Source organism: Leptolyngbya sp. BL0902 (assembly GCF_016403105.1).
Taxonomy (GTDB): Bacteria; Cyanobacteriota; Cyanobacteriia; order Phormidesmidales; family Phormidesmidaceae; genus Nodosilinea.
The window spans coordinates 2578472-2591471 of record NZ_CP046155.1 but is presented as its reverse complement, the minus strand read 5'-3'; the positions used below and the strand labels follow the sequence as shown (position 1 = coordinate 2591471).

10 protein-coding genes are annotated in these 13000 nt (G+C 54.8%); 5 read left to right on the top strand and 5 right to left on the bottom strand.

The genetic code is table 11. The features are described from left to right. Positions 1–27: 27 nt before the first annotated feature. Positions 28–2004, bottom strand: coding sequence for a molecular chaperone HtpG (gene htpG, locus GFS31_RS11415; RefSeq protein WP_198804947.1), 1977 nt, complete (start codon positions 2002–2004; stop codon positions 28–30). Between the two features lie 491 nt (positions 2005–2495). Between htpG and GFS31_RS11410 the strand changes: the two genes are divergently transcribed. Genes GFS31_RS11410 through GFS31_RS11400 form a run of 3 tightly spaced genes read left to right on the top strand, consistent with a single transcriptional unit; the run spans position 2496 to position 8784 of the window. Beyond that, on the top strand, positions 2496–5588 hold the full coding sequence (locus tag GFS31_RS11410; RefSeq protein ID WP_198804946.1) for an ATP-binding protein: 3093 nt from the start codon (positions 2496–2498) through the stop codon (positions 5586–5588). Further along, positions 5566–7794 carry an EAL domain-containing protein gene (locus tag GFS31_RS11405; protein WP_198804945.1) on the top strand — a complete coding sequence of 743 codons (2229 nt, stop codon included), beginning with the start codon at positions 5566–5568 and terminating at the stop codon, positions 7792–7794. Before GFS31_RS11410 ends, GFS31_RS11405 begins: the two co-directional genes overlap by 23 nt. 3 nt (positions 7795–7797) lie before the next feature. Next, entirely contained in the window at positions 7798–8784 is a 987-nt protein-coding gene (locus GFS31_RS11400; RefSeq protein ID WP_198804944.1) for an aldo/keto reductase, read from the top strand. 136 nt (positions 8785–8920) lie between these two features. On the opposite strand, the gene GFS31_RS11395 is transcribed toward GFS31_RS11400, so the two are convergent. Further along, on the bottom strand, positions 8921–9091 hold the full coding sequence (locus GFS31_RS11395; protein ID WP_198804943.1) for a metallothionein: 171 nt from the start codon (positions 9089–9091) through the stop codon (positions 8921–8923). Positions 9092–9264: 173 nt separating this feature from the next. Here GFS31_RS11395 and GFS31_RS11390 point away from each other — a divergent pair, with 173 nt between their 5' ends. Both GFS31_RS11390 and GFS31_RS11385 read left to right on the top strand, forming a co-directional pair. After that, positions 9265–9609: an ArsR/SmtB family transcription factor gene (locus tag GFS31_RS11390; RefSeq protein ID WP_198804942.1), complete on the top strand. Its 345-nt coding sequence runs from the start codon at positions 9265–9267 to the stop codon at positions 9607–9609. Between the two features lie 93 nt (positions 9610–9702). Further along, positions 9703–9978 carry a hypothetical protein gene (locus tag GFS31_RS11385; protein WP_198804941.1) on the top strand — a complete coding sequence of 92 codons (276 nt, stop codon included), beginning with the start codon at positions 9703–9705 and terminating at the stop codon, positions 9976–9978. A gap of 121 nt (positions 9979–10099) precedes the next feature. Here the strand turns inward: GFS31_RS11385 and GFS31_RS11380 are convergent, their stop codons facing one another. From GFS31_RS11380 to GFS31_RS11370, 3 genes are all read right to left on the bottom strand, one after another. Then, positions 10100–10462: an EAL domain-containing protein gene (locus tag GFS31_RS11380; protein ID WP_198808176.1), complete on the bottom strand. Its 363-nt coding sequence runs from the start codon at positions 10460–10462 to the stop codon at positions 10100–10102. Between the two features lie 18 nt (positions 10463–10480). Further along, positions 10481–11244, bottom strand: a protein-coding gene (locus GFS31_RS11375) for an IS5 family transposase (protein ID WP_410503851.1) whose coding sequence is annotated in 2 segments (ribosomal slippage) — positions 10481–10906 and positions 10909–11244 — 762 coding nt in all. Because the reading frame shifts where the segments join, the coding sequence is not laid out codon by codon here. Between the two features lie 41 nt (positions 11245–11285). Next, the gene (locus GFS31_RS11370) at positions 11286–12668 is read right to left on the bottom strand and encodes a putative bifunctional diguanylate cyclase/phosphodiesterase (protein WP_198804940.1); all 1383 of its coding nucleotides are present in this window, start codon (positions 12666–12668) and stop codon (positions 11286–11288) included. Positions 12669–13000 lie beyond the last annotated feature (332 nt).

The following is a 13000-nucleotide window of genomic DNA, read 5'->3' as shown; positions in this document are numbered from 1 at the left end:
AAATGACAATGGGCAGAGGGACGGAGATTACCGTTCCGTGAGCTTGGTCAGCAGAGCGTTCGACCGCTCTACAAAGGTTTTCATCCCTTCAGCATCAAAGCCCTTTTGGGCCATGAGGGCCGTGTCGTAAACCTGGTTGCAAATCATCTCAGCTAGGGCACCCGTTGGAGAGGTGTTGCCATCTGCTCCGAGGATGGTGCTTTGGCTGAGGCTCAGCAGGTTTTGAATCAGCGGGTGAGCGGTATTCACCATCAGCACATGGTCTTCGGGAAATTCCATGGCCTTTTGCTGAATTAGGGCGCTAATTTCCTGCATGCGGCGAGCTTCTTCGGGCAGCAGCACCATGGCCGGGGGCGCATTTTCGCCTTTCAGGGCTTGGGGTTTGATGTTTACTCTGGGTTTGCTCAGAGCTTTTTCAAACATTTCCTTAATTTCATCATCACGGGTTTTGTTGGTGGCGGGATCAACAATTTCGCTTTGCTTGTCCTTATCCAGCAACATATCATCGAGATCCGCATCCACTCGGACGAATTTGACGTCAGAATAGTCGCGTTCTAGGGTTGGCACAAAGTGGGTGTCGATGAAGGAATCCATGAACAAGATTTCTAGGCCCTGTCCTTTGAATAGCTCAATATAGGTAGCCTGGGAGACTTCATCGGTGGCGTAGAATACGCGGTTTTCGTGCTTGCCCTGATTACGATCTAGGTACTCTTTGAGGGTGGTGTAGAAATTGCCGTTGGCGTCGGTGGCAGGTTGATTTTCAGAAACTTCGGCCCAGGCATCGCCTTCTTCGGCTTGCACTTCTACCTTGGCAGCTTCGTCCGCGTTCCCGAACTGGGCCGTGGTGCGGAAGATGAGAATATCCTTGACTTGCTCTTTAAATTTGTCGTCATTGAGGGAGCCAAATTTGACAAAGTTACCCAAATCTTGCCAGCTAGAAATGTACTTGGCAGAATCATCACGATACAAAGCCTTGAGGCTGTCGCCCACTTTTTTGGCAATATAGTCAGCGATGCGACGGACGGTACGATCCCCTTGCAAAAAACTGCGGCTGACATTGAGGGGAATATCGGTGCTGTCAATCACCCCGCGCAAGGGTAGCAGGAAGCGGGGCACAACTTCCTCGCAGTTGTCGGTGACAAACACCTGGTTGCAGTAAAGCTTAATGCTGCTTTTGGTAATATCAATGTCGGGCTTGAGTTTCGGGAAATAGAGAATACCGTTAACGACAAAGGGATAATCGGTATTCAAATGAATCCACAGCAGTGGATCTTCTTGGAAGGGATACAGATAGCGGTAAAACTCTAGATAATCCTCGTCGGTCAGGCTGCTGGGGGATTTTTTCCAGGGTGCCTCATGCTTGTTGACGACTTCGCCATCGAGCTTGATCGGGACGGGCATGAAGTCGCAGTAGGTTTTAATCAACTGTCGAATGCGGGCGGGCTCTAGGTACTCTTCCTCGCCATCCATCAGATGCAGGGTGATAGTGGTGCCCACGGTGCTCCGCTCCGAAGGACTAAGGGAAAACTGGGTGGTGCCGTCACAACTCCAGTGAACGGCTTCGGCGGCTTCTCGATAGGAAAGGGTGTCAATTTCGACGGTGGATGCCACCATGAAGGAAGAGTAAAAGCCAAGCCCGAAGTGACCAATAATTGGATCTTCCGCAGCGCTGTCTTTATACTTCGTGATAAATTCTTCAGCGCTGGAAAAGGCGACCTGATTGATATATTGCTTCACCTCGTCAGCGGTCATGCCAATTCCGGTATCCGATACGCTGAGGGTCTTCTTGTCTTTATCTAGTTTAATTTCAATTTCGGGACTACTGATGTCGCCGCTGTATTCCCCAGATCGAGAGACCATGGAGAGCTTTTTAATGGCGTCTACGGCGTTGGAAATTAGTTCGCGCAGAAAAATTTCGTGCTCGGAGTAGAGCGCTTTTTTAATAATCGGAAAAATATTCTCGGTATGGATCGTAATGTTGCCCTGTTCCAGAATCGTCGTCATGGCGGTTCAGTTACTTGGTTAGGTCTGCAGTGCTATGGGCATTTTTGACGCTGCACCCCTCCCAGCACAAGCGGCAATTCCCTCCCTCGCCAGGTACGGTTGCCCCTACCCCCCAGTCTCAGTAGATCGCAAAGTCCCCGCAGCCCTTACCCTAAATCCCTCTTCCCCCTGGGAGATGGGTTGAGGGTGAGGGCTAGATCGTGGCCAACGAGCGTGTTTGTGCTCTACTGAGTCTCTATTCCGCTGCCCTGATCGGTGGGTTGCCTGTCTTGGGTGGGCGATTGCTGTGGTATGGGGGTGTCTTTTCGTCCCATAGGTCGGGAAAGTCGGATAGGCGGGTTAAGGTAAATTAAGTTCTTTTGCCTCTGCAAGTTTTGGCGTCGGTTGGGCATTTTAAGGCTAGTAAGATGCGAGGTAGGACGTGTGATAGGGGTATAGGATCCCTTCCACGGCCTCCTCGTATTTTCCCTGATCGTCCTTCGTGATCTGCCATGGCCACTATTGTCGGTGAGTCTCTGTTCGTCCTTGGCCGCCGTAGCCCCCGAAGTTGGCTGGGCTTGGGGGTGTTGCTGACCCTGGCGGTGCTGGGCAACTATTTTCGCTGGTCACTTTTCTTTCACATTGACTTCCTCTTTGGCACCATTGCCGTCTGGCTGGTGCTCAATTTCTATGGATTGCGCTGGGGGGGCGTGGCGGCCATCGCCGGGGGGCTGTGCACCTATTTTTTGTGGAATCACCCCTATGCCGTCATTATTTTTGCCGCTGAATATTTGTTTGTGGCCTGGTTATATACCCGTCAGCGCCAGCGCAATTTGGTGCTGCTGACGGCAATTTACTGGGTCGCCCTTGGCATTCCGCTGGTGTGGCTATTTTATGGCCAAGTGCTAAGCCTAGACTCTACTCAAACCCAGATTGTCATGCTGAAGCAGGCGATTAATGGCATTTTTAATGCGCTGATTGCCAGCTTGTTGATTACCTATACGCCCATCCATCGTTGGCTGGGGCGGCCCCAGTCAGCCAGTGCGTTGTACCTTCAGCAAACGCTGTTTAACCTGTTGGTGGCGTCGGCGTTTTTCCCTACGCTGTTGCTGATGGCCGTGAATAGCCACCGAGTGGTCGCTGATATTGTGGCGGAGGAGCAAATTCATCTGGAACTCGTGTCTCAGCCCTTGGTCAATCGGCTAGACAGTTGGTACCAGCGCCACGTAAAAGCCACCGACACCCTGGCCAATGTCGCCACGGCAGCGGCGACCCAAGCCCCCCTCTCGGTGAATACCCAGCCCATCCTCCAGGCCCAGGCCGCCACCATTCAAGCCCTGGTGTCTGATTTTCGGCATTTGGTAGTCACAAATGGGGCCAACGATATCATCGCCCACACCACCACAGATCAAGGGCCTACCCATCCCCTACGACTGCCCCAGTTGCCTCTATCTCGGAATACATCCCCGTCTCTGGTTTTGGAGAGCCTGGGCGAAGATAGCAGTCAGGAAGATAGTGCCCTCCTGAGCCAGCCCATCATTAGCCAGGGCGAAATTCAGGGGCGGGTGTGGGGTGAAATTGATCTGACGGCGCTCAAGAGCATTCTACTGGATACTACCCAGGATATTCAGTTTCAGCTCACCCTGCTCGACCCTAACCAGCGGGTGCTGGTGAGTACCGACCAAACTCGTCCGTGGGGCACCGATCTCGACCTGCGCCAATCGGGGGAAGCAGTTCCCCTGGGAGACTTGACCTACCAGCTTCTGCCGACCCCCGGCAATCCGCTCTACCATCCGCTGTACATCATGCGCTGGCGCAATTCCCGGTTTGTTAGGGAAACGCCCCTATCTGCCCTGACCGGATGGACGCTAATTGTGGAATCCTTTGCCTATCCCCAGGCGAAGCAGGTACAACAGGCACTGATTCAATCGCTGTTTATTTTGATGCTGGTGACAGGGGTGGCCTTGGCCATTGCAGCGGCCCTCAGCCATGAGTTTGTGAAGCCGTTGTTTGATCTGGCTCAAGTGACCACCAACCTGCCTGCCCAGGTGCTAGAGCAGCGCACCATTCGCTGGCCCAGCAGCCCTGTGGTGGAACTGCGATCCCTGGTGACAAACTTTCAGCAGATGACCGCTACCCTCACCGATAAATTTCAGGAGCTTCAGCAGGCCCGCCAAAAAGCTGAGGTGGCCAACCAGACCAAGAGCGAGTTTTTGGCCAACATGAGCCACGAACTTCGCACTCCCCTCAACGCCATCCTAGGCTTCACGGAGTTGCTCAGCCGTCGGCCCGAACTTCAGGCCCACCGCGCCGATCTCAACGTCATTCAAAGCAGCGGTACCCACCTGCTGGATCTGATCAACGACATTTTAGACCTAGCCAAAATTGAGGCGGGCCAGATGAGCCTGCGTCCTGACAACTTCCATTTAGATGGGCTGATCGACAGCATCGAAGATCTCTTCCGCCCCAGGGCTGAGGCTAAGGATCTCAGCCTGGTGGTAGAGCGATCCCCCGATCTGCCCCTGGTGATCAACGCAGACGAGCGTAAGCTGCGCCAGGTGTTGATCAACCTCATGGGCAACGCCATCAAGTTTACCGATCGGGGGCGGGTAACGCTGCGGGTACAGCCCCTCTCCGACCAGCTCCCTGATGAGAAAATTCTGTGGCTTCAGATGGACGTTGAGGACACAGGCCCCGGCATAGCCCCAGAGGAACTGCCCCTGCTGTTCAAAGCCTTCTCCCAGACTGAATTGGGCAAAGCCAGCCACGAGGGCACCGGGCTAGGGCTGCGGATTAGCGATCAGTTTGTGCAGTTGATGGGTGGAGCTATCGCCGTCCAAAGCCAGGTGGGGGTAGGCACCCAATTTCGAGTGACGTTCCCGGTAGAAATTGCCAAGGAGGAACTCCAGCCTGTCCCGGTCAAGGCGCGTATCCCGGTAGGGATCGACCCCTTCTCCCCAGAGTGGCGGCTGCTGATTGTGGACGACCAGCCCAGCAACCGCGCCCTACTCAACCGCTTCCTCTCCGACTTAGGGTTTAGCGTGCGGGAGGCCAGCAACGGCCAGGAGGCCATTGAACAATGGGAGGATTGGCATCCTAACTTAATCTGGATGGATATGCGGATGCCCATTATGGATGGCTATGCTGCCACTCGCCATATCAAAGGCCACCTCCAAGGACAGGCCACGGCCATCATTGCCCTCACCGCCAGCATTTTTGAATCGGAGCGCCAACTGGTGTTAGATGCCGGGTGTGACGACTTTGTGCGAAAACCCTTCCACCAGGCTGTCATTGTCGAAAAACTAATCCAACATTTGGGAGTCCAGTTTGTCTATGCCGAACCGAGCCAAGCGCCATTACCAGCCCCCCCACCATCCCTACCTTTATCGGCAGAAAGTTTAGCCGATCTCCCTAGCGAGTGGCGCGATCAGCTTTATCGCTATGCCACCCAGGCCGACCAAACCGCCCTCCAAGCCCTAATCAACGACTTGCCAGACGACCAAGCTGATTTGCGACAAGCCCTAATGGAATGCATTGAAAATTTTCAATTTGATAAGATTATGATCCTTACCCGCAGCCAAGATGAGTCTCGCCCCTTCGCCTAAGCCAACCATCCTGGTGGTTGACGACATTCCTGATAATCTCCACCTCCTAACGCGAGAACTGACCAACCACGGCTACGAAACACGCGGTGTGTTAACGGGCGCAATGGCCCTGACGGTAGCCCAGTTGGCCAAGATCGACCTCATTTTGCTCGATATTATGCTGCCAGATATGGATGGCTATGAGGTCTGCCAAGCCCTCAAATCCCATAGTGCCACCCAAGCGATTCCGGTCATTTTTGTCAGTGCCCTAGACGATCCCTTTGATAAGGTCAAAGCCTTTGAAGTGGGCGGGGTAGACTACCTCTCCAAACCTGTCAAAATGGTGGAGGTTATCGCGCGTATCAATACCCAGCTCAGCCTTCGCCATGCCCAGCAACAACTTCAGCAATTTAATCAGGAACTAGAGGCATTAGTTCAGCAGCGCACCCAGGAACTCGCCCAGGCCAATCAGGCCCTTCACGCAGAAATTCAGGTGCGCCAAAATGTAGAGGAAGACCTCCGGCTTAGCGAAGCTCGCTATCGCCTCATTGCCAATCACATGGGCGATCTAGTTTGTCTCCACAACCACCAGGGCGAGTTTTTGTACATCAGCCCCTCGGTGCAAACCCTATTGGGCTACAGCCCGGAGGAATTACAGGGTAAAAATATCCAAGATCTCTGCCATCCCGACGATCTTCCCTGCCTCCAACTGCATTTTCAAGAGTCTTTTCAGAGCGCTGATTCTATTACCAGCGCCTATCGGTTGCGAAGTCAGTCGGGGCGCTACGTTTGGATTGAGACCCTGGCTAAATCCATTATGGATGAGGACAGCCCCATTACGGGAATTGTCACCAGTTCGCGGGATGTCACCCGGCGGATCAAAATCGAGCGGCAACTCCGCTATGATGCCCTCCACGATGCCCTCACCCATCTTCCTAATCGAGACTGGCTAGCCAAACGACTGGAAATGGAAATTTTGCAGTGTCGTCGTCAACCTGGTCGCCAGTTCGGGCTGCTCATGATCGACCTAGATCGGTTCAAGGCGGTTAATGATAGCCTTGGCCATTTGATCGGCGATAAACTGCTGATTGCCGTGGCTGAACTTTTAAAAACCACGGTCCGCAAGGTGGATATGGTTTCTCGTTGGGGCGGCGACGAATTTGTTATTTTCCTAGATAATGTCAATCATATCCAAGAGGTGGTTCAGGTTGCTGAAGTTATTAACCGTGCCCTAGAAAACCCATTGGAAGTAGATGGAAAGATTATTTTTACCTCCGCTAGTATTGGAATTTTGATTGGCAGTGCCACCTATACAAACAGCAATGAAATTTTTAGGGATGTAGATATTGCCCTCTATCGAGCCAAGGAAGGTGGTCGTAATCGCTACGAAATCTTTGGCATGGAAATGTATCAAAAGGCGTTGTCTCTGCTCACCCTTGAAAATGAGCTGCGAGAAGCGATCAGCACCGAAGCCTTTACGGTTCACTATCAGCCTATTATTGATTTGCAGTCTGATATTTTAGTGGGCTTTGAGGCCCTTGCTCGATGGCAACACCCTCAACAGGGCTTAGTGATGCCAGGGGTATTTATCGACCTGGCAGAAGATACTGGGCTGATTAAGCCCATTGGCAAGCAAATTCTGTATCAGGTTTGCCAAACCATCGCCGAATGGGAAGCCCAAGAAAAGCTGAGTGATCGGTTTAAGGTTAGCATCAACGTGTCTGGCCAACAGTTTCGAGATAATCGCTTTATCCAAACCCTCGACCACATTTTGGCCGAAACCGGAGCGCAGGGTTGTCGCCTCAAGCTAGAAATTACTGAACGTATTTTGCTAGAGCAATCGGATAGCATTGCCTACACCCTTGACGCCATTCATCAGCGTGGGATTACCCTCAGCATTGACGACTTTGGCACGGGATATTCGTCGCTGCGCTACCTCAGTCAGTTTGCGGTAGAAACCCTCAAAATTGATCGATCCTTCGTCAACCAAATGCAGCCGGAAAGACAGGGCATTGTGCAGGCCATCATTGACCTAGCCCACAACCTAGCGATGGACTGTATTGCCGAAGGGGTGGAAACCGAAGAGCAACGGCAGCAGCTCCGCCAGCTCGGCTGCGAGGCGGCCCAGGGCTATCTGTTCGCCAAACCCTTGCCCCTAGACCAGGCTGTGCTATATCTGCAATCGGCGCGGTTGAACACCGAGGCCCCGTTGTCTAGCCTGTCTTGATCTATGCCCCTTTCTTCCCTAACTTCCTTGTCCTTGCCACCCATGGGCTGCGGCACTTGGGCTTGGGGCAACCGCCTGCTGTGGGGCTACAACCCCGCCATGGACGACGAATTGCAGCGGGTTTTTAATGCCTGCGTGGCGCGGGGAGTAACCCTCTTTGACAGCGGTGACTCCTACGGCACAGGTCGGCTGAAGGGCCGCAGTGAAACCCTGCTAGGGCAGTTTGCCAGCGCCTATGCTGGGCCAAACCAAGATCAGATTTGTCTGGCCACCAAGCTAGCGGCCTATCCCTGGCGCATCACTCGACGGTCGGTGAGGCAAGCCGGAGCCGCCTCGGCCCAGCGGCTAGGACGGCCCATTGACCTGGCCCAGATGCACTGGTCTACCGCCAACTACGCCCCCTGGCAGGAGGGGCCGTTTCTGGAGGGGTTGATGGATCTCTACGAGCAGGGGCAGATTAAGGGCATTGGCCTTTCCAACTTTGGCCCTAAGCGCCTAAAGCTGGCCCATCAGCGGTTCCAGGCGCGGGGCATACCCATCCTCACCCTGCAAGTTCAGTATTCCCTTCTCTCCACCTACCCCATCGTAGACCTGGGACTGAAGGATCTCTGTGATGATTTAGGGATTCGCCTGATGGCCTACAGCCCCTTAGCCCTGGGCCTGCTGACTGGAAAATACTCGGCGGAGGGGCCCTTCCCTCCGGGGCTGAGGGGGGGGCTGTTCCGCCAACTGCTGCCCAAGATTCAACCCCTCCAGCAAACCCTAGGCGACATTGCGGCCCAGCGCCAAAAAACATCGGCCCAGGTGGCCCTCAACTGGTGTATGGCTAAGGGCACCATTCCTATCCCAGGCGCGAAATCCCTCGCTCAGGCTGAACAAAACCTGGGAGCCCTCGGCTGGATGTTGGATGCCGGGGAAATTGATGCCCTTGACCAAGCCAGTCGCCGTAGCGAAAAATCCATGGTGCAAAACATCTTCCAATCCCGCTAGCTGGGATAACCGCTGCCCCCGGCCCTTGCTCCATCCCTAGGCGCAGGATGCGGAGGTGATCCAAAGCGCCCTCTCCCGTGCTGCTGGGGCACTAGGGAGAGGACTGGTGGATAAGCTAAGCTGCCCTGGGATGAGGCTAGCTGCCGTGACAGCCACAGCCCTTATGGCCGCAGCCCTCGCCGCTGGCATGTCCGCTGGCGCAGGCTTCGCTGCAATAGTAGTGGCCATCTTTTTCGAGGGCTTTGCTGGTGTCCACGATGCACAGACAAGAGTCGCAGGCGCATTTCATTTGGGTTACGGCGGTCATGGGGTCTCCTATCATCTATAAAGATGAATTGTTGTTCATGGTTTCATGTTAACCCATGAACAACTGTTCAGGGGTTGAGAATTTGTTAAGCTGGACAAGACTAGAAATAATGCCTAACCCTGCCGCCTCTGGTAGGACAATTTGGGTTGTTGTGAACCTGCCTTGAAATCTCGATGTCTTCCCCTTCTCCCCAGCCCTCGGTTGAGTCTGTGCCAGAAATTCTGAGCCTGGAGAAAGCGGAGCGAATGGCCGAGTTTTTTGGTGGTCTGGGGGATCCTAACCGCTGGCGGATTTTGTCTGCCCTGGCCCTAGGGGAACGGCGCGTGGGAGAACTGGCGGCGGTGGTGGCCATGAGCGAATCGGCGGTGTCCCATCAGTTACGCACCCTTCGCAGTCTGCGCCTGGTGAGCCGCCAAAAGCAGGGGCGCACCGTGGTGTATCGCCTCACCGACCACCACATTTTTGACCTTTACCACGCCGCCTCCGAGCATTTAGACGAGCCCCATCCCCTGGATTGAATCTGCACAAGTCAAAAAATTGAGATAATATCGGCCCAATTAGTTTGTTCAGTCCTCTGTGCCGTCGTCTATACCAGTGGGAGGAGATCGCCCATGTTTCAGATTTACTTCGGAGCCTTTGACTTCGTGCTCTACCTCGCAGGCATCTACGCCGCCATGACCCTCGCAAAGGCCATTTGTGATCAGATGGATGCGGCGGATGCAGCCCAGGCGGTGGATCAGAACGACCAAGTGGCTGAGCAGGCAGCCGTCCAGGCCCCTGAAACCGTCCGCACCATGGCCCCCATGCAGCCTATTCCGGCCCACCTCTCGGCCCCGGTTCCCAAGCAGCGGGAAGAGGTTGGGGTGAAGGTCTCCGTCAACGGCTAGGGGGTGCTGCTTTACCCTGGGGATCACCGCACCCCTGGCATTGCCTTGTCCTTGGAGTCCCTAGATATCCTGTCTCAGGTTGGTCTGCCGCCTCCCTAGTGGGCTTTTTCAACGGCGACCACTACGCGGGCTCTTGCCCTTCGTTTTGGCTGCGGTTGTGTTCTTCCTGAAGCACCTGTTCAACGGCATCGGGGGGTAGGGGTTTGGAGAATAGATAGCCCTGGCCCGATTCGCAGCGCAACGCCTTCAGTTGGGCATAGTGGCGATGGGTCTCTACGCCTTCGGCTACCACGTCCAAACCCAAATTCCAGGCAAGGCGCACGACGGACTGAAGAATTTCTAGTTTCTCAAAGTCTTGATCGGCGTTTTCGATGAACGAACGATCAATTTTTAGGCAGTCAAAGGGAAACTGGTGCAGATAGCTGAGGGAGGAATACCCCGTGCCAAAGTCATCTACGGCAAGGCGAATGCCCAGATCCCGCAGTTGTTCTAGGGCGTGTCATCAAATAAGCCAGATGACGCAAGCCGCCATGTAAATGGCGCTGAGAAAGGTCTCGGCCAGCTTGTCATAGCGGGTGGCAATGGCTCGGTATTGTTTGAGTTTGGCAAAGAAATTCTCAATCAGGTGACGGGCCTTGTACAAGTCTCGGTCATACTCCCGGGGTGTCTTGCGGTTGCGTTTGGGCGGAATCACCGCCGTTTTGCCCTGGGCTTCGAGCGGCTCAATCACCCGTTTGTCGGCGTCATAGCCCTTATCGGCAAGCACGGTGTCGGTGGGAATATCGGCCAACAGAACATCTGCCCCATCGAGGTCACAGGCTTGTCCGGGCGTCAGATGAAGCCCCGTCGGGTTTCCCAAAGCATCGCAGGTGGCATGGATTTTGGTGCTTAATCCGCCTTTGCTGCGACCGATGCACTGAGCGTTGGCATCCCCCCCTTTGCCCCAGCACTGTGCTGGTGGGCGCGGACGATAGTGCTGTCAATCATCTGGTATTCGTTATCGGCATCGTTGGCTAAGGCGCGAAAGAGCCGTTCCCAGACTCCGGTTTTCGCCCAGCGACGGAAGCGGGTATGGACTTTGCGATAATGCCCAAAGCGCTCTGGCAAATCTCGCCAGGGGATGCCGGCCCGATAGCGATACAGCACCGCCTCCACAAATCGGCGATTGTCCTGGGCGGTCACGCCGACCCAGCCTTTAGAACCGGGCAGCAGATCCTGAATGCGTTCCCATTGGTCGTCGCGTAGGGCATGGCGGCGGGTCGTCATGGTTGGGTATATCAGGTTAACAATAGCCTTTCCAATTTACCTCAATTGATGACACGCCCTAGGGTGGCGATGATGGAGTCTGAGTGATCAATCAGAACACCCTCGGTAATTTCCAGCTTCAGACGATGGGGATCAAACCCGGTTTTGGTCAAGATTTCTTGAACCTTAGCCACCAGGTTTTTCTGGAAAAACTGCTTGCTCGACATATTCACGCTAACCGTGAAATGGGCCATGCCGGGATAGGTCTCCGTCCAAACCTGCATTTGGCGGCACGCTTCCTCCAGCACCCACCAACTGAGCGGAATAATCAGCCCGCTAGACTCGGCGGTAGCGATAAATTCCCCCGGCAGCAGCAGGCCCCGTTCTGGATGTTGCCAGCGCACCAAAGCCTCAAACCCAATAATGGCCTGGGTGCTAATGGTGACAATAGGCTGGTAGTAAAGCCGGAGTTCTCCCCGGTCTAAGGCTTGGCGCAGGGACGCTTCGGCCTGAAGGCGCAGGCTATACTGGGTCTCTAGGGATCCATCAAAAAGACACCAGTGACAGTCTGGCAGATCTTTCACCTGATACATCGCTGTGTCGGCATCCCGTAGCCAGTCTTCGGCGTGGCGGTAGGCGGCAGGGCCAGGGGCAACGCCAATACTGGCATCCACATGGAGTACGTGGTTAGTGAGATGGACGGGCTGGGTGAGGGCATGTCGCAGGGTTTCTGCTAGGGCCGTTGCTTCGGTTAGGTTGGTTAGGTGCTCTACCAAAACCGCAAACTCATCCCCCCCCAGCCGAGCCGCCATGGCATTGACGGGGATGGCCTGGTGCAGCCGCTGGCCTAATTCGGCTAGGAGTTGGTTGCCGATCTGGTGGCCTAGGGCGTCGTTAACCTGTTTGAACCGATCTAGGTCGATAAACAGCAGCGCCATAGAGTCGGCCTCTCGACCCTGGGCCAGCAGGTGATTGGCTCGGTCAATCAGAGCAGATCGGTTGGGGAGCTGAGTTAGGGCATCGTGGTAAGCCTGGTGGTGCAGGCGATGTTCCCGCTGTTTAGAGGCCGAGATATTTCGCACCGAGAGGATTCCCACCGCTGCTTCCTCCATGGGCACGGGGCCACCGCTCACGGCTACCCACAGCAGATGATCCGCCCCTCGCCGCACCAGCACCAGTTCTTCGTTCTCCAGCGTCTCTCCTGCCACCACCCGCCGCAGGGGGAGTTGCTCTAGGGACAGGGGGCAACGGTAGCGGTCTAGGACGCGGTACTGGTGATTGCTGTCTAGATCCCACAGACTGGGCAAATAGCCCGATAGCAGTAGGTGAGCTTGGTGATTACCAAAGAGCAGTTGGCCATTGGCCCCTACCACTAGGATGGCGTCGGGCAAGTGGTCTAGGATGGTCACGTCTAGGGGGGCCTGGATCTTTGCAAGTTCGAGCATGGAAACAACCATCCTAGGTAGATAATGCCAACGGCGGGGGGATAGCCCATCCAGATCTGGGAACAGTTCCACGCCTAATCCCAGAGAATGTGTCGCGTTCCCTGATAGCACTCCTCAAGCAGATCCTATGGCTTAGTGTTCCCAGTTTGCCACCGAAAATCATTCATCAAGATGGGTGCTTCCTAATTCTTCAACAGATTCCCGTGGAGCGGCGAGACGATCTCCTTTGGGGCAGGGCTGATGAACCGAAAGAAAGGCGCAGAATGGCCTGATCGATTGGATCAGCTTCCGTAGGTTCAGCACAACACACCGGGCTTTTTTGAGGTAAAGTT

Bases quoted from the DNA above. Each gene is read 5' to 3' on its own strand.
- htpG (WP_198804947.1), bottom strand. From the start codon at position 2,004: ATGACGACGATTCTGGAACAGGGCAACATTACGATCCATACCGAGAAT.
- GFS31_RS11410 (WP_198804946.1), top strand. From the start codon at position 2,496: ATGGCCACTATTGTCGGTGAGTCTCTGTTCGTCCTTGGCCGCCGTAGC.
- GFS31_RS11405 (WP_198804945.1), top strand. From the start codon at position 5,566: ATGAGTCTCGCCCCTTCGCCTAAGCCAACCATCCTGGTGGTTGACGAC.
- GFS31_RS11400 (WP_198804944.1), top strand. From the start codon at position 7,798: ATGCCCCTTTCTTCCCTAACTTCCTTGTCCTTGCCACCCATGGGCTGC.
- GFS31_RS11395 (WP_198804943.1), bottom strand. From the start codon at position 9,091: ATGACCGCCGTAACCCAAATGAAATGCGCCTGCGACTCTTGTCTGTGC.
- GFS31_RS11390 (WP_198804942.1), top strand. From the start codon at position 9,265: ATGTCTTCCCCTTCTCCCCAGCCCTCGGTTGAGTCTGTGCCAGAAATT.
- GFS31_RS11385 (WP_198804941.1), top strand. From the start codon at position 9,703: ATGTTTCAGATTTACTTCGGAGCCTTTGACTTCGTGCTCTACCTCGCA.
- GFS31_RS11370 (WP_198804940.1), bottom strand. From the start codon at position 12,668: ATGCTCGAACTTGCAAAGATCCAGGCCCCCCTAGACGTGACCATCCTA.